A 22,598-nucleotide genomic window follows, 5' to 3' on the forward strand; every position below is an offset into this window, starting at 1 on the left:
ATGCTGACGTTTGCCCTCATCGCGGTCACCGTCCTGGTGTCGTGGCTGGCCTTCGAACGGCCACGGTTGCTGGAGCGCCTGATCCTGTGGCCGCCGGCCATCGAGCGCAAGCACCAGTACGACCGGTTGCTGACCCACGGTTTCATCCACGCCGACTGGCAGCACCTGCTGTTCAACATGATCACCCTGTTCTTTTTCGGGCGGGTGATCGAACAGGTGGTCAGCGAGCTGATCGGCCCACTTGGGTTCGTGTTGTTCTACTTGTCGGCGATAGTCGTGGCGATCCTGCCCACGTACCTCCGGCACCGGCATGACGCGCGCTACCGCAGCCTCGGGGCGTCCGGCGCCGTGTCGGCGGTGCTCTTCGCGTTCGTTCTGCTGAATCCCTGGTCGCTGATCTTCGTGTTCTTCCTGCCGGTGCCGGCCATCCTGTATGCCGTCTTCTATGTCGGCTATTCCTTCTGGATGGATCGCCAGGGCACGGACAACGTCAACCACAGCGCGCACCTGTCGGGCGCGATCTACGGGGTCTTGTTCATGCTGTTGATGGAACCGCGTGTCATCGCGGTGTTCATGGAGCGGTTATTCAACCCTGCGTTCCTGCGCTGACCGAGGCGCTGCACGCCGTGGTCACCCGTGGGGTGCCACGGTACGCTGGTACCCCTCCGCTGTCCCAGGAGCCGACATGTTCCGTTCCGCGCCGGTCGTCCGCCACGATGCCGCCAACCACCGTTTCGTCACCACCGTCGACGGGGTCGACGGACGGCTGGACTATGAAGTGGAGGCCGGGGTCCTGGTCATCACCCACACCATCGTGCCGCCGGCCATCGGCGGTCGCGGCATTGCCAGCCACCTGGTCCAGGCCGCGTTCGACCACGCCCGGGCTTGCGGCCTGAAGGTGCGCCCGGAGTGCTCCTACGCCGACGTCTGGGCCAGACGCCACCACGAGACGGTGGGCGCTCTGTTGGCCTGATCACGCCGGCGTGCGCCGCGCCGCCGCCTGCCAACCCGGTGTTTCCCGAAGCGGGCCCACCCCCAAAACATGCAGCCGGGCGCGGTTTGTGCCAGCATGCGCGCCCCAATCCCGTTCCCGGCCGCCGCCCCCATGCGCCTGAACAAGTACATCAGTGACACCGGATTCTGTTCCCGCCGGGAGGCCGACCGCCTCATTGGCGAGGGTCGGATCACCGTCAACGGCATCCGCGCCCGGATCGGGGCGGAAGTGGGCGAGGGCGACGAGGTGCTGGTCGACGGCCAGAAGCTGCAGGTCCGCGTCGCGGCCAAGGGTCAGAAGAAGCACGTCTATATCGCCCTGCACAAGCCGGTCGGCGTGACCTGCACCACCGAGTCCGACGTGAAGGACAACATCGTCGACTTCGTGGGGCACGAGAAGCGCATCTTCCCGATCGGGCGCCTGGACAAGGACTCCGAAGGCCTGATCCTGCTCACCAGCAACGGCGACATCGTCAACGAGATCCTGCGCGCCGAGAACAAGCTGGAGAAGGAATACCTGGTTGCGGTGAACCACGCCATCACCGACGAGGTGCTGCGCGGCATGGCCCGCGGCGTGCCGGTGCACGGCCAGACCACGCTCCCATGCAAGACCGGGCGGCTGGGCAAGTTCGGGTTCCGCATCACGCTGGTGCAGGGCCTCAACCGCCAGATCCGCCTGATGGCCGCGCACTTCGGCTTGCGGGTGAAGAAGCTGGTGCGCGTGCGCATTGGCAACGTCAAGCTGGGCCATCTCAAGATCGGCCAGTGGCGCAATCTCACCGACGCGGAACTGCGCGGCCTGTTGCCCAACCGCACCGAGTGGTGACCGACGGGTCACGCTCAGGCCGTTGGCCACGATGGCCGGCGGCAACTGTCTGTATGCATTCATCACATCCCGACGTCTAAGGTCGGGCGCAACTCCGGCTGGTTTGGACAACGGACTGCCTCCCATGAATCGTCTGCTGATCGCCCCCTTGCTGGTTGCAGCGCTGGCCGCGTGCGAGCGCGAAAAGCCGGCCGCCGTGGCTCCGCCCGCTGCGACCGTCCCGCCCAAGCCCGTTGCCGTCGCTCCGTCAGCCCTCCAGGACGTGGTGGAAAGCCAGCCGGGGTACATGGTGGGCATCACGTTTCCAAAGTCGGCCGCGCGCTATCCGGGGCTGGCGGCCGAGATCAAGGCCTATGCCGACGCGGCCCGCGCCGAGTTGGTGAAGGCCGCCCAGGGACGGGGCAACGATGGGAGCGCCGGGGACATGTATGACCTGTCGCTGACCTTTACTGATGTCATGGAGACCCCCGACGTGGTGGCCGTGGCCGCCGATGGCAGCAGCTATACCGGCGGGGCCCACGGCAACCCGTTGCTGGCGCGCTTCGTGTGGTTGCCGAAGCAGAACCAGCGGCTGACGGCGGAACGGCTGGTGCCGGACGCGTCGAGTTGGAAGCCCATCTCCGACCTGGTGCGTGAGCAGCTCCACACCGCACTGTCCCAGCGCCTGGATGCCGATGCGCTGCCTCCGGCGGATCGGGCGCAAATGGCGCGCAACGCCGGCAAGATGATCGACGCGGGCACTGTCCCCGATGCGTCCAATTTCGCCCAGTTCGAGCCTGTGCCGGGGCCAGGCGGCAAGTTGTCGGGGTTGAAGTTCGTGTTCCCGCCTTACCAGGTGGGGCCGTACTCTGACGGTGTGCAATCCGTCCAGTTGCCGGCCGCCGCGCTACTGCCTTACATCGCCCCGGAATACCGAGACCTTTTCACCCCGTAAGTCCCGCCGGGGTATGCTCCCCGCAATGCCCACCGAGGACGTGGACGATGGCGGCCTTGCATCCGTTCGAGCGCAGGGTGTCCGGCTTGCTGGCGCTGGCCGACGTGCAAGTGGGCGGCGACCGCGACTGGGATATTGAGGTCCACAACCCCCGTCTGTTCGCGCGTTTGCTGGCCGACGGATCCTTGGGCCTGGGCGAGAGCTACATGGCGGGCTGGTGGGATACCCGCAACCTGGATGGGTTGCTGACCCGCCTGTTGCAGGCGCGCCTGGATGATCGCGTGCACGGCTGGCATTGGCTGCTGGACGGGTTGCGCGCGCACGTGACCAACCTGCAGACGCGATGGCGCAGCCGCGAAGTGGGTGAGCGTCATTATGACCTCGGCAACGACCTGTACCGCGCCATGCTGGGCCGCCGGATGGTCTACAGCTGCGGTTACTGGGCGCCTGCCGACGATCTGGATACCGCACAGGAAGCCAAGCTTGACCTGGTTTGCCGCAAGCTGGGCCTACGTCCCGGCATGCGCGTGCTGGACATCGGTTGCGGCTGGGGCGAAGCGCTGAAGTTCGCGGCTGAGCGTTACGGCGTCGTGGGTGTTGGCATCACCATTTCAAAGGAGCAGGCGGCGCATGCGCGGAAGCTGTGCGCCGGTCTACCCATCGAGATCCGCGTGCAGGACTACCGGGAGCTGCACGAGCCCTTCGACCGCATCTTCTCGATCGGCATGTTCGAGCACGTGGGCGTGCGCAACTACGGCACGTACCTCGACGTGGTGCGGCGGTGCCTGCGTGACGACCCTGCCACCGGGGGCGGCCTGTTCCTGCTGCACACCATCGGCAGCAATGAGTCGGTGACACATACCGACCCCTGGATCGCCCGTTACATTTTCCCCAACTCCATGCTGCCGTCCGCCGCCCAGATCGCCGCGGTCTGCGAACGCCGTTTCGTGTTGGAGGACTGGCACGGTTTCGGGCCTGACTATGACCTCACGCTTCAGTCGTGGCGTTCCAACATCGAAGCGGCGTGGTCGCAACTTCCCTCGCACTACGATGAGCGGTTCCGCCGCATGTGGCGCTTCTATCTCGCGGCATCGATGGCCACGTTCCGCAGTCGGCGCTCGCAGTTGTGGCAGGTCCTGATGTCACCGCGGGGTGTGCCGGGTGGCTGGGCTGCCGTGCGTTGACCGGGCGATCCTAGAACCGCAGGGTCGTGGTCGTGCCGCGGCCGGGGGCGGACTCGAAGCGCAGCGTCCAGTGCAGGTGCTCGCACAGGCGGGAAATCAGGTCCAGGCCGATGCCGCCACCGCCCCGGTCGCCGCCACCGCGCGCGAGCTTGGCGTAGATGGCACTGATTTCCTCCGGGCTCATGCCATGGCCCGGGTCGTCGATGATCACCGTCGCAGGGGCTTCCAGTCGAACGCGAATTTCGCCTCGGTCGCTGTTCTCGATGGCATTGCGCAGCAGGTTGCCGATGGCCGCCTGCACGATGACCAGAGGGGCCTGGATCTGCGAAGGCACCAGGGGGCCCACCTGCACGGATAGCGCCTTGTCGTCCAGCAGGTGGCGGTGGTCGTCCACGATCTCCGGCAGCAACTGATCCAGCGCGATGCGGTCGCTGGCCTTGCCCAGTTGTGCCGGATCCTTCGCCAGCACCAGCAGCAGGGAGATGAGTTGCTCCACGTGCGACGCGGTTCGCTGGATGCGGGACAGCCGCTGGTGCACGTCGGGTGTGGTATCCGGTTGCGCAAGCGCGATTTCAGCAGCGCCCGCGATCACCGCGATCGGGGTGCGCAACTCGTGGCTGGCGCTGTCGATGAAGGCCCGTTCACGCTCCACGAAGTGCTCGTTTCGCCGCAGGTAGCCATTGAGGGCGTCGGCAATGGCCATCAGGTCGCTGCTGGCGCCGCGGGGCAGGGTCACCTCCTGGCCAGGTTGGTCGGGCCGCAGATCCCCTATTTGCCGCGTGAAGGCGCTCAAGGGCCGCACCAGGTGATTCACACTGAGGGACACGGCCAGCCCCAGTAGCACGGTCATCGCCAGCGCGGCGCCCATGACGACCCACGCCAGATGTACCTCGTGGCGCTCGAAGTCGGTGATGTCGATGGTCAGCACGGTGCGCCGACCTGCGATTTCTCGGACCATCGCGGCGATGGGCCGCCCGTCGAGTGTCATGTCGTCGTGCAGGCCCGGGGACAGCGCCAACAGCGTGGGGGGGACCTCCCTTCCCAAGCTGCCGTCATACAGGCGCATCGACGCGGTGTCATGCCACGCGTAGCCGGGTTCTTCCGCGCGTCGCTCGGCCAGATGGTCCAGCTCTGACTCCAGCACAGCGCGCCACACCAGGCGTTCGGCGTACTCGTTGGTTATGGCGCCGTAGGCCATGACCGCCAGGGTCAGCAAGGTGAGGTAGGCCAGCATCCCCAGCAGGATGCGCTGGCGCAGGTTAGCCCCGGCCATGGTCTGCTTCCCCCGTCGGCTCTGCGCTCTCGCTACCCGGCCCCAGCCGGTAGCCAACACGGGGCAGGGTGTGGATCAACTTGACCGCGGCACTGCCGTCGACGCTCCGGCGCAGCTCATAGATGTGCGAGCGGAGCATGTCTCCATCGGGAGGACTGTCCCCCCAGAGCGCCTGTTCCAGTCGTTCGCGGGTCACCGCGGCGGGACTGGCCTGCATCAGCACCTCCAGCAGCTTGCGGCACGCCGGGTACAGGTGGAGCGCCCGACCGGCGCGCGAGACTTCCAGCGTGGTCAGGTCGTAGCGCAGGTCCGAGACCTCCAACACGCGGGTACGACCGCGACCCGTGGCGCGAGCCACGAGCGCCTCCAACCGCACCTCCAGTTCGGGCAGGGCGAAGGGCTTGGTTAAGTAGTCGTCGGCACCGGCGCGGAAGCCTGCGATCTTGTCCGGCAGGTCGTCGCGGGCCGTCAGCATCAGCACCGGGATGTCGCGACCCGCCTCGCGCAGGGCACGAACCACCTCGTGACCTTCCATGCGCGGCAGCATCCAATCCAGCACGATCGCGTCGTAGGGGTGGTTGAGGGCCAGGTGCAGGCCGGTGCGGCCGTCGGGCGCGGCGTCGAGCACGTGGCCTCGTGCTTCGAAGTACTCGAAGAGGTTGGCCACCAGGCTGCGATTGTCTTCCACCACCAATATCCGCATGGGTGCGGGCTTCCTCGCGCCAAGGCGCATGCAACAGTCGGTCGGGCAGTCTGCGGGGGTGGATGTCGGAACAATGTCCGGACGCCCCGCAACGGCCACATGGTGGGCGTCGGCCGCGGTGGCGGCAAGCGGGGACGATCGCGCGAGCAGCCCAGGGCAAGCCCATTCCGTGAACCACGTCGCCCGGCGCATAACAGGGCGTTTACAAGCCTCCGACGTAACTCCGACGCGCGGGAGACCACCATTGCCCGAACCTTGCATCGGATCGACACCTTGGGTCCCCCGTCCTTTATTCCATACCGCCGCCGATCCGGTGGACGGCAGTTGGCTGCCGAGGGACGCAATCCGCGGTTGGATACGGTGGTGGCGCACGCTGTCGGCTCGCAGGCAGCGCGCCGCGCGGGGCTGCCTTGGCCTGAACTGTGGGGTGTGTGGCTGTTGGGCCTTGCCTTGCTGTGGGCGATGGCTGCCAGCGATTTCGACTTTCGCTGGGCCAACTGGCTCTACGCACTGGAAGGGCATCGCTGGGCACTCAAGTCCGCATTCCTGACGGAGACGCTGGTGCACCGGGGTGGCCGCAGTCTGTCCACCCTGGCATGGTTGGGAGTGGTCGCCACGTGGGTCATGGCCTGGCGCCGGCCGGCCTATCAGCACCTCCGGCGTCCGCTCGGGATCCTGGCTATCTCGGTGCTGTTAGGCACGCTTGCCGTGGCATGGGTCAAGTCGTGGTCCGACATGGACTGTCCATGGGACCTGTTGCAGTACGGCGGGCATCGGCCCTTCGTCGGACTGTTTGAGCCAAGGCCCGCCGCACTCGGCCACAACCGCTGCTTCCCTGCCGGTCATGCCAGTGCCGGGTATGCGTGGGTGGCACTTTATTTCTTCTTTGCGAGCGCGCGTCCGGGCTGGCGCTGGCTGGGCTTGGCTTTAGGGGTGGTGATGGGATTGGTCTTTGGATTGTCGCAGCAGCTGCGAGGCGCGCATTTCGCCTCCCATGACGTCTGGGCAGCGTTGCTGTGCTGGACTTCTGCAGTGGTTGTCTGGCGGTTGGCGGGTCGACCTGGGGGCGTGGCATGAACGCAGTGGCGTGGTCCCGCGGCCGCCCCGGGGCGTGGCGCTGGCTGGCGGCGCGACCGGTCGTGACGATCGAGCGACTCGCCTGCATGGCGAGCCTGTATTTCTCCCTGCTGTTCAATGTGGCCTTCTGGCGCGCCGTTCTCGCCACCGGATCGCTGCACGGCGGCGGGGGCGTGCTGACCGGCGTGTCGATGTTCGTGGCCATCACCGCGTTGCACGCGCTGCTGTTGGGCGTTCTGCTCAATCGGTGGACGGCCAGGCCGACGCTTTCCGTGCTACTTGTGGTTTCCGGCGCCGCGGCCTATTTCGCCAGCGCCTACACCGTGTTCCTGGATGCGGACATGGTGCGCAACGTGCTGCATACCGACACGAAGGAATCCCGCGAGCTGTTCGCCCCGGGCATGCTGGCGTGGGTGGCCGCCACCGGCGTATTGCCCGCGGTGGCGCTATGGCGCGTGCGCATCGAGCGCCGGCCGATCGCGCAGGCACTTTGGCGGCGCACCTTGTGGATGGCGGGCGTCGCGGTCGTGGCCACCGTGGGCCTGTTGGCGTCGTTCCAGAACGTGTCGGCGCTGATGCGAAACCACAAGGAGCTGCGTTACCTCATCGCCCCTGGAAACTACCTGGTGTCCTTGACCCAGGTCGCGCTGGAGGACCATGCCGGCCCCGCGAAGCCGCGTGCCCCCATCGGGCTGGACGCGAAGGTGGTGGGACGTCCGGCGAGTGCCAAGCCGCGTCTGCTGGTCCTGGTGGTGGGCGAAACGGTGCGTGCCCAGAACTGGGGTCTCAACGGCTACACGCGCCAGACCACGCCCCAGCTGGCCGCACTCGCGCCGCTCAACTTTCCCGATGTGACCGCGTGTGGCTCTGCGACCGAAGTGTCGTTGCCCTGCATGTTCTCGCCGTGGGGCCGTGCGGACTACGACAAGGATCGCATCAAGCATTCGCAATCCCTGCTGCATGTGCTCGAACACGCCGGCATTGCCACCCTGTGGCGAGACAACCAGACCGGGTGCAAAGGTGTGTGCGAGGGGCTGCCGTTCGAGTCGTTCGAGCACGGCACCGTGCGTGGTGACTGCACCGCTGATGGGTGCATGGACCACGTGTTGTTGAGCGGGCTCATGGACAAGGTGAATCGCCTGCCGCGGGATGCGGTGGTGGTGCTGCATCAGCTTGGCAACCATGGCCCCAGCTACTACGCGCGTTACCCGCAGGGCTTCCGGCGCTTCACCCCGGCCTGTGAGACCTCGGAACTGGGCGACTGCACCCCGCAGCAGGTGGTGAATGCCTACGACAATGCCATCCTGCATACCGACGATTTCCTGGCCAAGGCGATCCGACTGCTGGCTTCGCGCAAGGACCGCGACACGGCGCTCGTCTACCTGTCCGACCACGGCGAATCGTTGGGCGAGAAGGGGCTGTTCCTGCACGGCGTGCCCTACGCGATCGCGCCGGACACCCAGATCAAGGTGCCGATGGTGATGTGGATGTCGTCCGGCATGGCGGCCAGCCGGGGCATCGATCTGGCATGCATGCGCGCGAGGTCCCGGCAACCGGCGAGCCACGACAACCTGTTCCATTCGGTTCTGGGCCTGTTCCAAGTGCGCACGCGCGAGTACAACCCCGGGCGAGACCTGTTCAATGGGTGCGCGGCGCCCGCCGCCTGAGCGGTTGGGCGAGGGAACACCGCCGCGCGGCGCGATGGGGCGGGCCCGTGGTCACCACGCGGGCTTCACGCGGCCAACACCCTGTTAAGGTGCATTGTTATGCAAGGTCGGCTTGGGGGCAGTGGGCCACCTTACGCCTTCGCACCGGGGACCGATGGACTACCACCAACTATTTGAGCAGTCCCCGAACCCGTACATGGTGCTGGATCGGGACCTGCGCTACGTGGACATGAACCAGGCGTACCTGGACGTGACCGGTCGCAGCCGCGAACAGCTGCTCGGCGTCCCGGTGTTCGACGCCTTCCCGGGCGATGGCACGGCCTTGGGCGATGAGAACGCGCGCATGCTGCGAGCGTCGCTGCGCAAGGTGCTGGACACGGGCAAGCCTGACACGCTGGGACTGATCCGGTACGGCATTGAGCGCCAGTCGGCCCACGGCCCGGTGATGGAAGACCGCTACTGGTCCGCGACCCATACTCCGCTGGTGGATGCCGAGGGTCGTACCACCCGCGTGCTGCAGCACACGGTGGACGTGACCGAGTTGCAGCGCCTCAAGGAAGCCCTGCGTGCCGCGACAATGCCGCAGGACGAAGCCGCGCGACTGGACAGGCTGGAGGGCGGCGTATTCCAGCGTGCCCAGAAGGTGCAGGCGGCCAACACGCAACTGGAAGAGCAGCGCACGCAGCTCATGAAGATGTTCGAGCAGGCGCCCGGTTTCATGGCGTACCTGCATGGCCCCGAACACCGCTTCATGCTGGTCAACCAAGCCTACTCGCAACTGATCGGCGACCGCGGACTGGTCGGGCTCACGCTGGTCGAATGCCTGCCTGAAGCGGCGGAGCAGGGCTACCTGCGCCTGCTGGATGAGGTGTTCGCCAGCGGAAAGCCCTTCCTGGGGCAGGGCATGCGGCTGGAGCTCCAGCGCACCCCCGAGCGAGGGGTGGAGCAGATCGTGGTCGATTTTGTCTACCAGCCCGTGCTGGATGCCGAGGGCCGGGTGACGGGCATCGTCGTGCAAGGCATCGACATGACCGCGCAGGCGGCCGCCCAGCAGGAACTGGCGCGCTACCATGCCGACCTCACCGAACTGGTGGAAGAACGCACGCAGGCGCTGAATGCCAGCGAGGCCGAGCGCCGCGCCGCCGAAGCCGCGCTGCTGCAGGCGCAGAAGCTGGAGGCCGTCGGCAAGCTGACGGGCGGGATCGCGCACGATTTCAACAACCTGTTGCAGGTCGTGGGAGCCAACCTCGACCTTGCCCTTGGCCACCAGGGGCTGTCCGCGCCGGTGAAGGAACGACTGGATGCCGCCGGGCGTGCCGTCCGGCGGGGCGCGCGTCTGGTGTCGCAGTTGCTGGCATTCGCGCGGAAGCAGCCATTGAACCCCACGGTGTTCGATGCTGGCGACCGGCTGCAGCGCCTTGGCGACCTTCTGCAGCGCACTCTGGGCGAGGGCACTGCCATCACCCTGGACCTGGACATCGATCCTGCCGTCGGCAACGTCGAAGCCGACCCGGTGCAGTTCGACAACTCCGTGCTCAATCTGGCGATCAACGCGCGCGATGCCATCCGCGGCATTGGGCGCGTTTCGATTCGTTGCCGCCGCGCTGACGGCGCCTCTGTCGGACGCCCAGGTGAGCCCATGGTGGAGGTGGTGGTCCGTGACACCGGTCGCGGCATGCCCCAGGAGGTGCTCGACCGCATCTTCGAGCCGTTCTTCACCACCAAGCAGGTGGGGCGCGGTTCGGGCCTGGGCATGCCCATGGTCTACGGGTTCATGCGCCAGAGCGGCGGCGACGTCCGCGTCGAAAGCACCGAGGGCGAGGGCACCACCGTGACCCTGTCCCTGCCATTGTCCGACAAGCCCGCCACACCCGTGGCGCCGGAGTCCGGGGACGCACGTCCCGGCCACGGCGAGAGGGTGATGGTGGTGGAAGACGACGATGCTGTCCGCGCCGGCTCCGTGCAGATGTTGCGTACGTTGGGCTACGACGTCTGTGAGGCGGCCGACGCCGCGTCCGCGCGGGCGCTGATCGATCGTGGCATCGTCCCCGACCTGCTGTTTACCGACGTGGTGATGCCCGGGCCGATGCGCAGCACGCAACTGGCTGCCTATGTGCGCGCGCGACATCCACAGGTGCAGGTGTTGTTCACGTCCGGTTTCGCCGAAGAGGCGCTGGCGAGGGACGGCGGCCTGGAGTCCGGTGACGAACTGCTCGAGAAGCCTTATCGCATGGACGTGCTGGCCCAGCGCGTGCGCCAGTTGCTGGATTCGCAGGTTCCAAAGGGGCCTGCGAACCCACTCCGCATCCTGTTGGTGGATGACTGCCCGGACGAGCGTTTCCTTACCAAGGCGCAATTGCAGTCATTGGGTCATGAGGTCGTTGCCGTCGCCATGCCGGACGAGGCTCTGGCACGGTTGGCCGAAGGGGGCTGGGACGTGTTGATGACCGACGTGGAGCTACCACTGTTCTCGGGTATCGAACTGGCCCGGAAGGTCCGCGAGCGCGATATTCCCGTTCGCATCGTCTTTGTCAGCGGCCACGACCCGGCGACGCTACTCGAACGTGGCGCAATGGGGGCAATACTGCCCAAGCCTTTCGACGCCACCCAGCTGGCCACTGCCCTGGGTGCTGCGGAGCCGGTCCCCGCACTTCACTAGTCCGTCGCGAGTCCGGTTCAACACACAAAAGAAAAGGCCGCCCGGATTGCTCCGGGCGGCCCCCCTTCACGTCTGACGAGGACGCGTGTTACTTGCCGGCGGCTGCGGTGCCACCGGTCAGGCCGCGCTTCTCCAGCAACGGCTCGATCTTCGGCTCGGCGCCGGTGAAGTCCTTGAACAGCTGCAGCGCGTCCTTCTTGCCGCCCTGCGACAGCAGGGTGGCGCGGAAGCGGTCGCCGTTCTCGACCTTCAGGCCGCCGTTGTCCTTGATCCAGCGGACGGTGTTGGCGTCCAGCACCTCCGACCAGATGTAGGCGTAGTAGCCAGCCGCATAGCCACCCATGATGTGGCTGAAGTACGGGGTCTTGTAGCGCGGCGGCACGGCGTCGAAGTCGGTGCCGTTCTGCTTCAGCGCGGCCACTTCAAACGCCACCACGTCCTTGGCGGTCGGCGCCTTGTCGGCGGTGATCTGGTGCCAGCGCTGGTCCAGCATCGCCGAACCCAGGTACTCGGTCGTGGCGAAGCCCTGGTTGAACTTCGACGCGGCCAGCACCTTGTCCAGCAGTTCCTTCGGCATCGCTTCGCCGGTCTGGTGGTGCTTGGCGTAGTTGGCCAGGATCTCCGGCCAGTCGGCCCACATCTCGTTGACCTGCGACGGGAACTCGACGAAGTCACGCGGCACGTTGGTGCCCGAGAAATACGGGTACTGCACGTTCGAGAACATGCCGTGCAGCGCATGTCCGAACTCGTGGAACATCGTGGTGACTTCGTCCCAGGTCAGCAGCGTCGGCTTGCCGTCGCTGGGCTTCGGGATGTTCTGGTGGTTGGCCACCACCGGCTTGGTCCCGAACAGGCCGTTCTGGTCGACGTACGAGTTCATCCACGCACCGCCGCGCTTGGAGGCACGGGCATACGGGTCGAACAGGAAGATCGCCAGCTGCTGGCCATCCTTGTCGAACACGTCATACACGGTGACGTCCGGGTGGTAGGTCGGCAGGTCGGTGCGCTGCTTGAAGGTGATGCCGTACAGCTTGGTCGCGGCGAAGAACACGCCGTTCTCCAGCACGTTCTTCATCTCGAAGTACGGCTTGAGCTGCGACTCGTCGAAGTTGTACTTGGCCTGGCGGACCTTCTCGCTGTAGTACGCCCAGTCCCACGGCTGCAGCTGGAAGGTCGGCTCGCCCTTGGCGGCCTGTTCCTTGTCGATCATGGCCTGCAGTTCGGCGGCCTCGGCCTTGGCGTTGGCCACGGCGGCCGGCGCCAGCTTGCCCAGCATGGCGTTGACGGCTTCCGGCGACTTCGCAGTCTCGTCTTCCAGCACGTAGGCGGCGTAGTTCGGGTAGCCCATCAGCGCGGCGCGGTCGGCGCGGAGCTTCACCACCTTGGCCACGATCTCGGTGTTGTCGTACTGGTTGCCGCGGCTGCCACGGGCGACCGAGGCGCGGTGCAGCTTCTCGCGCAGGGCGCGGTTATGCAGGTAGGTTTCCGGCGGCTGGCCGGTCGTGTTCTGCAGGGCCAGCACGTACTTGCCGTCCAGCTTGCGCTGCTTGGCAGCCTCGGCAGCGGCGGCAATGGCCTCGTCGGACAGGCCGGCCAGCTCTTCCTTGGTGTCCACGATCACCGCCGAGTCATTGACCTCGGCCAGCACGTTCTGGCTGAACTGGGTGCCCAGCTTGGCCAGCTCGGCATTCATTTCCTTCAGCTTGGCCTTGTCGGCGTCGGACAGGTTGGCGCCGGCGCGGACGAAATCGGTGTAGTAGCGCTCGACCAGACGCACGCCTTCGGCGTCCAGACCCAGCGTGTCCTTCTTGTCATGCAGCGCCTTGATGCGCGCGAAGAGCTTCGGGTCGAGACGGATGGCGTCGCTGTGCGCCGACAGCTTGGGCGCGAACTCGGCCTGCAGCTTCTCGCGCTCCGGGTTGGTGTCCGCACCGACCAGGTTGTAGAACACCGCCGCCGCGCGGCTCAGCAGGCGCCCGGACTTCTCCAGCGCCACGATGGTGTTCTCGAAGGTCGGCTCTTCCGTGCTGTTGGCGATGGCCGCCACTTCCTGCAGCTGCTCGGCCATGCCGCGCTCGAAGGCGGGGGCGAAGTGGCTGTCCTTGATCTTGTCGAAGTGCGGGTACTGCAGCGGCAGCGTGCTCTCGGCGAAGAACGGGTTGGCTTCCTGCTTCACGGCGGTCTCAGTGGCGGCGGGCTTGTCGGTGGACGGCTTGCACGCGGTGACAGTGACGGAGGTCAGCGCCACGGCGAGCGCAAGCGCGAGAGGGTGCTTCATTGGGTGGTGTCTCGAGGGCGGAAACGGAACCCGAAGCCTACCGGAAGCAGGGGCCCCGGGGCCCGTGACGAATGGCACGGGCGTCCACCCGTTCAGCGGGACTTCCGGCAGGGTGGACCGGTCCTGGGACGGGCTAGACTCGGTCGCGCATGCCGGGAAAGCCTGTCGACGGGCCCGCCGGAGACGAAAACCGCGTTGGACCGCAATACCACTCACAGGACGGGAGAGAGCATGAAGAAGTCAAGATCGGCATGGTCGGCCGGATTGGCCGCTTGTTTGGCGGTGATGGCCATGGACGTGCTGGCAGCGGAGACAACCCGCTACGTGGTGCTGGTGGACGGCGACAAGCAGGCGGGGCGCCAGGTGGTCACCACCGGCGATGACGGGGTGACGCATGTCGACTTCATCTTCAAGGACAACGGCCGCGGGCCCGAGCTGAAAGAGACGTTCACGCTGGCCCCGGACCACACCCTGGCCACCTACAAGGTGACCGGCAGCAGCACCTTCGGCGCGCCCGTCGAAGAGTCGTTCACACGCCAGGGGGGGCAGGCCTCCTGGAAATCGACGTCCGACCAGGGTGAGCAATCCGTGTCGGGCACCGCGATGTACGCCCCGCTGGGCGGTTCGCCGGCGATGGCATCGGTCAGCCTGGCGGCGCTGGCAAAGCGGCCCGATGGCAAGTTGCCGCTGATCCCGGGCGGCACCCTGTCCGCCCGCAAGGTCACCGAGATGGACGTGAGGCGCGGGCAGGAGACCCGCCGCGTGCAATTGATGGCGCTGACAGGCATCGGCCTCGTGCCGCAGTTCGTGTGGGCCACCGCGGACGCCCAGCCGCGCCTGTTCGCCGCGATCGTGCCGGGCTGGATGCAGCTGATCGAGGAGGGCTGGAATACGAATGCCCCGGCCCTTGAGCAACGCCAGAAGCAGGCGGAAGCCGAATACCTGTCCGGGCTCAACGCGCGCGTCTCGCACCCGCTCAAGGGCACGACGCTGATCCGCAATGCCCGCCTGTTCGACAGCGCCAAGGCCACCTTGGGCGCGGCTTCGGATGTGCTGGTCCGGGACGGCCGCATCGTGTCGATCCAGGCCGCGGGGGGCCGCGTGGCCAGGGCGGACCAGACCGTGGAAGCCGCCAACCGGGTGCTGTTGCCGGGCCTGTTCGACATGCACGGCCACATGGGCCGCTGGGACGGCGGCCTGAACCTCGCCGCCGGTGTCACCACCGTGCGCGACATGGGCAATGACAACGCCACGCTGCAGCAGATCATTGCCGAGGAGAAGGCGGGCACGCTGCTGGCCACCCGCGTCGTGGCCGCCGGCTTCCTCGAAGGCGAAAGCCCGATGTCGGCACGCAACGGCTTCGTGATCAAGACCCTCGAAGAGGCCAAAAAAGCCGTCGACTGGTACGCCGCCCATGGCTACGTGCAGATCAAGGTCTACAACTCCTTCCCCAAGGAGCTGCTGCGCGAAACCGTAGCGTATGCGCACGACAAGGGACTGCGCGTCAGCGGCCACGTGCCGGTGTTCATGCGCGCCCGCGACGTGGTGGAGCAGGGCTATGACGAGATCCAGCACATCAACCAGTTGCTGCTGAATTTCCTGGTGGAGGACACCACCGACACCCGCACGCTGGAGCGCTTCTACCTGCCGGCCGAAAAGGTCGCGGACCTGGATTTCGACAGCCCGGCCGTGCAGGACTTCATCGCGTTGCTGGCCAAGCACAAGACCGTGGTCGACCCGACCCTGACCACCTTCGACTTCCTCCGCCAGCGGGCGGGTGAGATGTCGAAGGCCTACGCGTCCGTCGCCTCGCACATGCCGCCGGATATCCAGCGTGGCCTACGCAGCGCCGAGATGAAGATTCCGGACGACGCCACGGCAGAGCGCTACAACCGCTCCTACGCCAAGATGATCGAATTCGTCGGCCGGATGCACCGTGCCGGCGTGCCGATCGTGCCCGGCACCGATGCCATCCCGGGGTTCACCCTGCAGCGGGAGCTTGAACTGTATGTGCAGGCCGGCATGACCCCGGGCGAAGCGCTGCAAAGCGCCACCTGGACGTCCGCCAAGGTCTCGCGGGTGCTGGAGGACCGGGGCACGATCGAGGTCGGAAAGCGCGCCGATCTGGTGCTGATCGACGGTGATCCGCTGGCCAACATCGCCGATATCCGCAAGGTGGCGCTGGTGGTGAAGGGCGACGTCGCCTACTACCCAAGCGAAATCCACGACGCCCTGGGGATCAAGCCGTTTGCCGAGCCGGTGACAGCCACCCGCACCGCGCGCTGACAACCGTTGACCGCTCCCGAGCCCCGGGTCCGGGGGCGCCCGGTTCCTGGCCACCCTGCAATAGGGCCCAGGGCGTAGTGGGGTTTTGGGTGGTGGCGCTGCGCCTCCGGTCGTTTGGGGCTGGGCAGGGACGCTCCCGACCAGACCGCCGAGTACGGGCTCGTTAACGTTGTTGTAACATCGGCCTGCTCAGCGAATCGCCACGCGCCCCGGCCGGGGGCGCCGGGCCGTCATGGGACGGCTCCATTCAGCCGTATTCCTCCGACCCTCCGGGTAGCGCCGCGTCCGCGGCCACCCCCTCCAGCGAGATCGCCCATGTCCGCACGCCATCCGAGCACCCGCACCCTCCGTCGCAGCGCCCTGGCGGCTGCCGTTGCCGTACTCCTGCCGTTCCAGGCCCTGGCCCAGTCCGCCAGCCAGCAGGACGAACCGACCGCCGCGCAGACCGAGTCCGACGCCAAGACCCTGGATGCGGTGCAGGTGACCGCCACCCGCAAGGTCGAAAATCTCCAGGACGTGCCGGTGTCCGTCACCCTGGTCAGCGCCGAGACACTGGACGTGCTGGCTTCGGGTGGCAATGACGTGCGCTTCATGTCCGGTCGCGTGCCCAGCCTCAACATCGAGTCATCGTTCGGTCGCGCCTTCCCGCGCTTCTACATCCGTGGCTACGGCAACACCGATTTCCGCCTCAATACGTCGCAGCCGGTGTCCCTCGTTTATGACGATGTCGTGCAGGAAAACCCGATCCTGAAGGGCTTCCCGGTGTTCGACCTGGATCGTGTGGAAGTGCTGCGTGGCCCGCAGGGCTCGCTGTTCGGCCGCAACAGCCCGGCCGGCGTGGTCAAGTTCGAGTCGGTCCGGCCGTCGCAGGAGCTGGGTGGCTACGGCAAGGTCGGCGTGGGCAGCGACAACATGTGGAACGTCGAGGGCGCGGTCGGCGGTGGCCTGAGCGACCAGTGGTCGGCGCGCGCCTCGGTGTTGTTCCAGCGCCGCGACGATTGGGTCGACAACACCTACCCGGGTCCGAACGACGGGTTCGAAGGGTATGACGAATCCGCCGCGCGCCTGCAGGCCCTGTACGAAGGCGAGGGTTTCGACGCGCTGTTCAACGTGCATGCGCGCCACCTCAACGGCACCGCGCGCCTGTTCCGCGCCAACATCATCAAGCCGGGCACGAATGACCTGGTCGACGGATTCGACGAGGACAAGGTCTCGCTGGATGGCGTGAACCATGCCGAGCTGGACAGCTTCGGCGCCAGCGCGCGCCTGAGCTGGGAGCTGGGCAACGGCTACCGGTTGTACTCCATCACCGGCTACGAGACGGTGGAAACCTTCAGCCGCGGCGACATCGACGGCGGTTTTGGCGCGGCATTCCTGCCGTCGTCGGGGCCGGGTCTCATCCCGTTTGCGTCGGAAACGGCCGACGGCATCCCCGACCACTCGCAGTGGACCCAGGAATTCCGCATCGAGTCCAACTACGACGGCGCGTGGAACTGGCAGGGTGGCCTGTTCTACTTCAATGAAGACTACGACGTCGAAAGCTTCAGCTACGACTCGCTGGCCGGCAACCAGCCGGACGGCTACGAGCGCGTGAACCAGACGAACGACGCCTGGGCCTTGTTTGGTGCCGTCACCTGGGAGGCGACCGACAAGCTCGAGCTTCGCGCGGGTGCCCGCTACACCTGGGACAAGAAGGACCTGACGGTCGAGGAATACTGGAACACCGGTTTCGTGCCCTGCGTGCTGGCCGGCAAGTGCACCTTGGCGCAATTGGCAGCCCAGGAGCCGGACGGCGACCTCTCGGCACATCCGGAAGACAAGAAGTTCAGCTGGGACCTATCGGCCACGTATGAAGTCAATGACGACGTGAACCTGTACGGTCGCGTCGCCACCGGTTATCGCGGCAGCAGCATCCAGGCGGCCGGCGCGTTCAATGCCAAGTCGGTGGCCGAGCCGGAAACGTCGACCGCGTTCGAAGCGGGCGTCAAGGCCGATCTCTGGGGCAAGCGCGCGCGCATCAATGCCGGCGTCTTCTTCTATGAGGTCAAGGACCAGCAGCTCACCGCGGTGGGCGGTTCGTCCAACGCCAACATCCTGCTCAATGCCGACAAGGCGACGGGCCGTGGCTTCGAGGTGGACTTCCAGACCTACCTGACCGATACCCTGCTGTTCACGCTGGGCAGCAGCTACAACGACACCGAGATCAAGGACGACGGCCTGGCCGTGTCGGTGTGCGCGCAGTGCACCGTGACCGACCCGCTCGATGGAAATGGCAAGGCGCTGATCAATGGCAACCCGCTGCCGCAGGCCCCGGACTGGACCCACAACCTGACCCTGCGCTGGGGCCTCCCGACCGACAACGGTGGCGAGTTCTACGCGTTCACCGACTGGGTGTATCGCAGCGAGCTCAACTTCTTCCTGTACGAGTCGAAGGAGTTTACCGCCAAGTCGCTGGTCGAAGGCGGCCTGCGCGTGGGCTACACCTGGGGCTACGGCAAGTACGACGTGGCGCTGTACGGCCGCAACATCACCGACGAGGTGCAGGTCGTCGGTGCCATCGACTTCAACAACCTGACGGGCATGATCAACGAGCCGCGCCTGTTCGGCCTGGAGTTCAAGGCCAACTTCTAAGCCGTTCGACGGTCGCGAAACTGGATGCCAGCGCGGGTTTCCGCGCTGGCGTCTTTTTTGGGCCGCCGCCGGCGGCGTATGCTGGAACACCCCACGGGAGACAGTGCCATGACGACCGCCTACGACTTCTCAGCCACCGACATCGACGGACAAGCCCGCGCCTTGGCCGAGTATCGAGGCAAGGTGCTGCTGGTGGTCAACGTAGCGTCCAAGTGTGGGTTCACGCCGCAATACGCCGGGCTGGAGAAGCTGTGGCGTGATTACGGCTCGCGCGGGCTGGTGGTGCTGGGGTTTCCGTGTGACCAGTTCGGGCATCAGGAGCCGGGCAACGAGGCCGAAATCAAGAATTTCTGCTCCCTGACCTATGACGTCTCGTTTCCGATGTACGCCAAGATCGACGTGAACGGTGACACCGCCCATCCGCTGTGGAAATGGCTGAAGGACGAGAAAAGTGGTTTTCTCGGCATAGACGCCATCAAGTGGAACTTCACCAAGTTCCTGGTCGGGCGCGACGGCCAGGTCCTCAAGCGCTATGCGCCGAACGACAAGCCCGAATCCATCGCGGCTGACATCGAGGCAGCACTCGCCTGATCAAAGGCGCAGCTCAGTTGGCGCTGCCTGCGTCATAGGGCGGCTGCGTCGTGGCCGCTTACTTCTCGACGAAGGCGCGCTCGAACACGTACTGGCCTGGCGTGCCGATCCGCGGTGCCGCAGTGAAGCCACGGCTGTCGAGCAGCGCGCGGAAATCGGCCAGCATCTGCGGGCTGCCGCAGATCATGGCGCGGTCGTGCTCGGCATCCAGCGGCTCGATGCCCAAGTGCTCCATCATCCGACCATCGGCCATGAGGTCGGTCAGGCGGCCGCGCTGGTCGTTGCCATTGAAGGTGAACGGCTCGCGCGACACCGCCGGGTAGTACTTGAGCTTGGCGGCGATGGTTTCGCCGAGAAACTCGTGGCGCGGCAGTTCGTTGACGATGTAGTCGCGGTAGGCCAGGTCGTCCGCGCCGCGCACGCCGTGGCACAGGATCACCTTGTCGAAGCGTTCGTACGTTTCCGGGTCCTTGATCACCGACAGCCACGGTGCAAACCCGGTGCCGGTGCCCAGCAGGTACAGGTTTCGGCCCGGATGCAGGTCGGAGATCAGCAGGGTGCCGGTCGGTTTGCGACCGATCAGGATCGTGTCACCGGGTTTGATGTGCTGCAGCCGTGAGGTCAGCGGCCCGTTCTGCACCTTGATGCTGAAGAATTCCAGCTGCTCCTCCCAGTTGGCACTGGCGATGGAGTAGGCACGCATCAGCGGCTTGCCGTCCACTTCCAGCCCGATCATGACGAACTGCCCGTTCTCGAAACGGAAACCGTCATCGCGGGTGGTGGTGAAGCTGAAATAGGCGTCCGTCCAGTGGCGGACGTCCAGCACGGTCTCGGTGCCGAAAGCAGATGACATGGGGAGAGGTGGGGGACAGCGGATGACCCCCCATTTTACGCCAGCTGCTCGGGCGGCTGCTAACCGGCCTCGGGCGGCCCGCCGGTGGCGGTCGGTGCAGGTCCGGCCCCAACGGCGCCGGCCAGCGCGGCCTCGCCCTGTCCGGGACGTTGCTTGTCGCGCAGCACCTCCCGCTCCACCGCCGCGATGTCTTCGCCTGCCAGGAGTCCGAGATCGGCGGCGTGGCGTGCAATGGCCGCGCTTTCGGCAACACGCAGCATGGGCACGCGTGTACCGGCGATGCGCTGGAGATGGCCATCGACCACGGTATCGAACGGCGAGTCGCTGTCCGGGTCGACGTCGCGGATGTAGATTGCGGCGATCCGGTCGCCAAACTCCAGCGCGGCCTCGGCATACAGTTCGGCGTCGGCCTGTCCCGAGTCCCCCAGCAGCACCCAGCGCAGGTGGGGGAACCGGTGGATCAGGTTGCGTGCCCGTTCCAGCTTGTGGCCATGTCCCGGCGTCTTCAGGAACTTACCCGTGTCGGTGCCAAGGTCCCGCAGGAAGATCGGTCCCGGAGGAATGCCGTTGAGCTCCATGAAGTCTTCGAGCAGGTCGTACAGGTTCCAGGGCGAGCTGGAGACGTAGAACAACGGATTGGGCCCCGAACCACCCACGCCACGCTGTAGTGCGTGGTACAGCGCTGCCACGCCGGCCAATGGCTTGCGGGTGCGCGCGTTGTGGAGGAAGGTCAGTTGCGCGGCCACCTTCCAGTTGGTGATGCCGCTGTGCAGGATGGTGTCGTCGATGTCGGAAATGATCCCGATGCGCGCCTGGGGCAACACGCGCAACACCGGCTGCGGCGTGACGAGTGCGCCGTCTGTCAGTGTCACGGTCGCGTTGTCCCACAGTCCGTCCGGGGCGCCGACCCCCGAGAGGGTGGCTTCGTAGTAACCCTCATGGTCCGAGGCGGTTTCAACTTCGCTTGCGCCCAGGCGGACGCGCAGGGCCGCCCCCGGCACCTCATCGCTCTCGAAGCGGCGCCAGGTGTCGAGCAGGTTGTCCCACCACCCGGCATCCTCCATAGGGCCGCCTTCTGGTTTGTCCGCCAGGACCCGGCCCATGACATGGACCGCGGTCTCGTCGCCGTACCCGCGATAGGCGGCAATGTGCAGCGGCGCGCCCAGCCCCAGCCGCGCGCGGAGTCGTTGCCTCGCGGCGTCCAGCCGGTCGTCGCCGGCGATGAATCCCTCGCGTAGCAGCTGGCCGGCGCGTTGCCGCCAGTCAGCCGTGGGGGGCACTTTGTTGTCGGGCTTGCTCACGTCCACCTCCTGCGTGCACCAGCGTGCGGGAAGGGGCGTCAACGGCGGGTCAGCGCGCGGCGGGTACCCCGGGCGGTGTGATGCGCAGCAGTCGGCCGTCATCCTCGTCCGTCACCACATACAACAGTCCGTCAGGTGTCGCGCGGACGTCACGGATGCGCTGCTCCAGCTCGGTCAGCAGCCGTTCCTCGCCGGTGATGCGCTCGCCATCCAGCGACAGACGGATCAGCGCGCGGCCCGACAGCGCCCCCAGGAACAGGCTGTTGTTCCATTTCGAGGCCGGCTGGTCGACGTGGAAGGCCATGCCCGACAGCGCCGGTGACTTCTCCCACACGTGGTAAGGCTGCTCCATGCCCGGCGCGGCGGTGCCCACGGCCTCGGGAATCTGCAAACCGGAGTAGTTGATGCCGTGGGTGATGACCGGCCAGCCGTAGTTCTTGCCCGCCTCGGGCAGGTTGATCTCATCGCCGCCGCGTGGCCCGTGCTCGCTCTGCCACACCTTGCCGCTGCGCGGATCCACGGCCATGCCCTGCATGTTGCGATGGCCATAGCTCCAGATTTCAGGGCGTGCGTCCTTGCGGCCGACGAACGGGTTGTCAGCAGGCACGCTGCCGTCCAGGTTCAGCCGCACCAGCTTGCCCTGCAGCATGTCCAGCTTCTGCGCCGTGGGCCGGTCGTTGCGCTCGCCCTGGCTGATGAACACGTGTCCCTTGCCGTCGAAGACGATGCGGGAGCCGAAGTGGTTGGGTCCTTCGAGCTTCGGCGCCTGGCGGTACACCACGCGCACATCCGACAACGTATCGCCCTGCAGGATGCCCGTCGCCACGGCGGTGCCGGCCGTGCCGTTCTCGCCCGGCTCGGCGTAGCTCAGGTAGAGCCGGTGGCTCTTCGGATAGTCGGGCGCCAGTACCACGTCGAGCAGGCCGCCCTGGCCGTGCGCGTACACCGCCGGGACGCCCTTGATGGGCGCCGAAACCGCGCCCGCGCCCGAGACCCGGCGCAATTGCCCCGGTCGCTCGGTGACCAGGAAGCCGCCTTCCGGGAGCGGGGCCACGGCCCAAGGGTGAGCCAGCCCACGCGCGATCTCCGTCACCCGGTAGGGGCCTGCGGCACTGGGTAGCTCGGACTGCTCCTGAGCGGCCGGGGCGGACCGCTCGGCGGCAGGCGCCGGTGCGTCTTCCCGCGCGCCACACGCGGCCAGGGGAGCGAGCAGAGCGGTGCAGGTCGCAAGGCGGATCACGGTATGGCGCATGTCACTTTCCTCGGAACGTTTAGCCGGGCCGGGCTGTGGTTGCGGCCAGCATAGCGTTGGTTTCCCGTCGATGCGGTTGGCCTGACCTTG

The 22,598-nt window shown here is 66.6% G+C and carries 17 protein-coding genes; 11 read left to right on the forward strand and 6 right to left on the reverse strand.

What is annotated here, in order from left to right:
- From ACYVBS_RS08840 to cfa, 5 genes are all read left to right on the forward strand, one after another.
- A complete protein-coding gene (locus ACYVBS_RS08840) occupies positions 1-609 on the forward strand; it encodes a rhomboid family intramembrane serine protease (RefSeq protein ID WP_460823148.1) in 609 nt (202 codons plus the stop codon).
- 76 nt (positions 610-685) lie between these two features.
- Positions 686-973 (forward strand): GNAT family N-acetyltransferase, encoded by a 288-nt coding sequence (locus ACYVBS_RS08845; RefSeq protein ID WP_460823149.1) that lies wholly within the window; start codon positions 686-688, stop codon positions 971-973.
- A 96-nt stretch (positions 974-1,069) separates the two neighbouring features.
- Positions 1,070-1,819: a pseudouridine synthase gene (locus tag ACYVBS_RS08850; protein WP_460823150.1), complete on the forward strand. Its 750-nt coding sequence runs from the start codon at positions 1,070-1,072 to the stop codon at positions 1,817-1,819.
- Between the two features lie 124 nt (positions 1,820-1,943).
- Positions 1,944-2,753, forward strand: a complete 810-nt coding sequence (locus tag ACYVBS_RS08855) for a DUF3298 and DUF4163 domain-containing protein (RefSeq protein ID WP_460823151.1) — start codon at positions 1,944-1,946, stop codon at positions 2,751-2,753.
- Between the two features lie 47 nt (positions 2,754-2,800).
- Entirely contained in the window at positions 2,801-3,937 is a 1,137-nt protein-coding gene (gene cfa, locus ACYVBS_RS08860; protein ID WP_460823152.1) for a cyclopropane fatty acyl phospholipid synthase, read from the forward strand.
- A gap of 10 nt (positions 3,938-3,947) precedes the next feature.
- Here the strand turns inward: cfa and ACYVBS_RS08865 are convergent, their stop codons facing one another.
- Complete coding sequence (locus ACYVBS_RS08865; protein WP_460823153.1) at positions 3,948-5,210, reverse strand: sensor histidine kinase; 1,263 nt, start codon at positions 5,208-5,210, stop codon at positions 3,948-3,950.
- On the reverse strand, positions 5,197-5,913 hold the full coding sequence (locus ACYVBS_RS08870) for a response regulator transcription factor (RefSeq protein WP_460823154.1): 717 nt from the start codon (positions 5,911-5,913) through the stop codon (positions 5,197-5,199). Before ACYVBS_RS08870 ends, ACYVBS_RS08865 begins: the two co-directional genes overlap by 14 nt.
- Before the next feature lie 324 nt (positions 5,914-6,237).
- On the opposite strand from ACYVBS_RS08870, the gene ACYVBS_RS08875 reads away from it, so the two are divergent.
- The 3 genes from ACYVBS_RS08875 to ACYVBS_RS08885 all read left to right on the forward strand — a co-directional run bounded on the left by ACYVBS_RS08875 (position 6,238) and on the right by ACYVBS_RS08885 (position 11,316).
- Positions 6,238-6,990: a phosphatase PAP2 family protein gene (locus tag ACYVBS_RS08875; protein WP_460823155.1), complete on the forward strand. Its 753-nt coding sequence runs from the start codon at positions 6,238-6,240 to the stop codon at positions 6,988-6,990.
- Positions 6,987-8,657 carry a phosphoethanolamine transferase gene (locus ACYVBS_RS08880; RefSeq protein WP_460823156.1) on the forward strand — a complete coding sequence of 557 codons (1,671 nt, stop codon included), beginning with the start codon at positions 6,987-6,989 and terminating at the stop codon, positions 8,655-8,657. Before ACYVBS_RS08875 ends, ACYVBS_RS08880 begins: the two co-directional genes overlap by 4 nt.
- Before the next feature lie 154 nt (positions 8,658-8,811).
- A complete protein-coding gene (locus ACYVBS_RS08885) occupies positions 8,812-11,316 on the forward strand; it encodes a response regulator (RefSeq protein WP_460823157.1) in 2,505 nt (834 codons plus the stop codon).
- Between the two features lie 88 nt (positions 11,317-11,404).
- Here ACYVBS_RS08885 and ACYVBS_RS08890 read toward each other — a convergent pair whose 3' ends face one another.
- Positions 11,405-13,594 carry a M3 family metallopeptidase gene (locus ACYVBS_RS08890; protein WP_460823158.1) on the reverse strand — a complete coding sequence of 730 codons (2,190 nt, stop codon included), beginning with the start codon at positions 13,592-13,594 and terminating at the stop codon, positions 11,405-11,407.
- 231 nt (positions 13,595-13,825) lie between these two features.
- Here ACYVBS_RS08890 and ACYVBS_RS08895 point away from each other — a divergent pair, with 231 nt between their 5' ends.
- The 3 genes from ACYVBS_RS08895 to ACYVBS_RS08905 all read left to right on the forward strand — a co-directional run bounded on the left by ACYVBS_RS08895 (position 13,826) and on the right by ACYVBS_RS08905 (position 19,102).
- Entirely contained in the window at positions 13,826-15,880 is a 2,055-nt protein-coding gene (locus tag ACYVBS_RS08895) for an amidohydrolase family protein (protein ID WP_460823159.1), read from the forward strand.
- A gap of 315 nt (positions 15,881-16,195) precedes the next feature.
- Positions 16,196-18,511: a TonB-dependent receptor gene (locus ACYVBS_RS08900; protein WP_460823160.1), complete on the forward strand. Its 2,316-nt coding sequence runs from the start codon at positions 16,196-16,198 to the stop codon at positions 18,509-18,511.
- Between the two features lie 108 nt (positions 18,512-18,619).
- Positions 18,620-19,102: a glutathione peroxidase gene (locus ACYVBS_RS08905; RefSeq protein ID WP_460823161.1), complete on the forward strand. Its 483-nt coding sequence runs from the start codon at positions 18,620-18,622 to the stop codon at positions 19,100-19,102.
- Positions 19,103-19,160: 58 nt separating this feature from the next.
- Here ACYVBS_RS08905 and ACYVBS_RS08910 read toward each other — a convergent pair whose 3' ends face one another.
- From ACYVBS_RS08910 to ACYVBS_RS08920, 3 genes are read right to left on the reverse strand one after another with little or no spacing between them, the layout of a single operon-like run.
- Positions 19,161-19,955 (reverse strand): ferredoxin--NADP reductase, encoded by a 795-nt coding sequence (locus ACYVBS_RS08910; RefSeq protein ID WP_460823162.1) that lies wholly within the window; start codon positions 19,953-19,955, stop codon positions 19,161-19,163.
- Between the two features lie 59 nt (positions 19,956-20,014).
- The gene (locus tag ACYVBS_RS08915; protein WP_460823164.1) at positions 20,015-21,256 is read right to left on the reverse strand and encodes an App1 family protein; all 1,242 of its coding nucleotides are present in this window, start codon (positions 21,254-21,256) and stop codon (positions 20,015-20,017) included.
- A 49-nt stretch (positions 21,257-21,305) separates the two neighbouring features.
- The gene (locus ACYVBS_RS08920) at positions 21,306-22,508 is read right to left on the reverse strand and encodes a PQQ-dependent sugar dehydrogenase (protein ID WP_460823165.1); all 1,203 of its coding nucleotides are present in this window, start codon (positions 22,506-22,508) and stop codon (positions 21,306-21,308) included.
- Positions 22,509-22,598: the final 90 nt, after the last annotated feature.

It is taken from the genome of Lysobacter olei (assembly GCF_054777355.1).

Coding starts and splice junctions, on each gene's coding strand:
- ACYVBS_RS08840 (WP_460823148.1), top strand. CDS start 1: ATGCTGACGTTTGCCCTCATCGCGGTCACCGTCCTGGTGTCGTGGCTG.
- ACYVBS_RS08845 (WP_460823149.1), top strand. CDS start 686: ATGTTCCGTTCCGCGCCGGTCGTCCGCCACGATGCCGCCAACCACCGT.
- ACYVBS_RS08850 (WP_460823150.1), top strand. CDS start 1,070: ATGCGCGCCCCAATCCCGTTCCCGGCCGCCGCCCCCATGCGCCTGAAC.
- ACYVBS_RS08855 (WP_460823151.1), top strand. CDS start 1,944: ATGAATCGTCTGCTGATCGCCCCCTTGCTGGTTGCAGCGCTGGCCGCG.
- cfa (WP_460823152.1), top strand. CDS start 2,801: ATGGCGGCCTTGCATCCGTTCGAGCGCAGGGTGTCCGGCTTGCTGGCG.
- ACYVBS_RS08865 (WP_460823153.1), bottom strand. CDS start 5,210: ATGGCCGGGGCTAACCTGCGCCAGCGCATCCTGCTGGGGATGCTGGCC.
- ACYVBS_RS08870 (WP_460823154.1), bottom strand. CDS start 5,913: ATGCGGATATTGGTGGTGGAAGACAATCGCAGCCTGGTGGCCAACCTC.
- ACYVBS_RS08880 (WP_460823156.1), top strand. CDS start 6,987: ATGAACGCAGTGGCGTGGTCCCGCGGCCGCCCCGGGGCGTGGCGCTGG.
- ACYVBS_RS08885 (WP_460823157.1), top strand. CDS start 8,812: ATGGACTACCACCAACTATTTGAGCAGTCCCCGAACCCGTACATGGTG.
- ACYVBS_RS08890 (WP_460823158.1), bottom strand. CDS start 13,594: ATGAAGCACCCTCTCGCGCTTGCGCTCGCCGTGGCGCTGACCTCCGTC.
- ACYVBS_RS08895 (WP_460823159.1), top strand. CDS start 13,826: ATGAAGAAGTCAAGATCGGCATGGTCGGCCGGATTGGCCGCTTGTTTG.
- ACYVBS_RS08900 (WP_460823160.1), top strand. CDS start 16,196: ATGTCCGCACGCCATCCGAGCACCCGCACCCTCCGTCGCAGCGCCCTG.
- ACYVBS_RS08905 (WP_460823161.1), top strand. CDS start 18,620: ATGACGACCGCCTACGACTTCTCAGCCACCGACATCGACGGACAAGCC.
- ACYVBS_RS08910 (WP_460823162.1), bottom strand. CDS start 19,955: ATGTCATCTGCTTTCGGCACCGAGACCGTGCTGGACGTCCGCCACTGG.
- ACYVBS_RS08920 (WP_460823165.1), bottom strand. CDS start 22,508: ATGCGCCATACCGTGATCCGCCTTGCGACCTGCACCGCTCTGCTCGCT.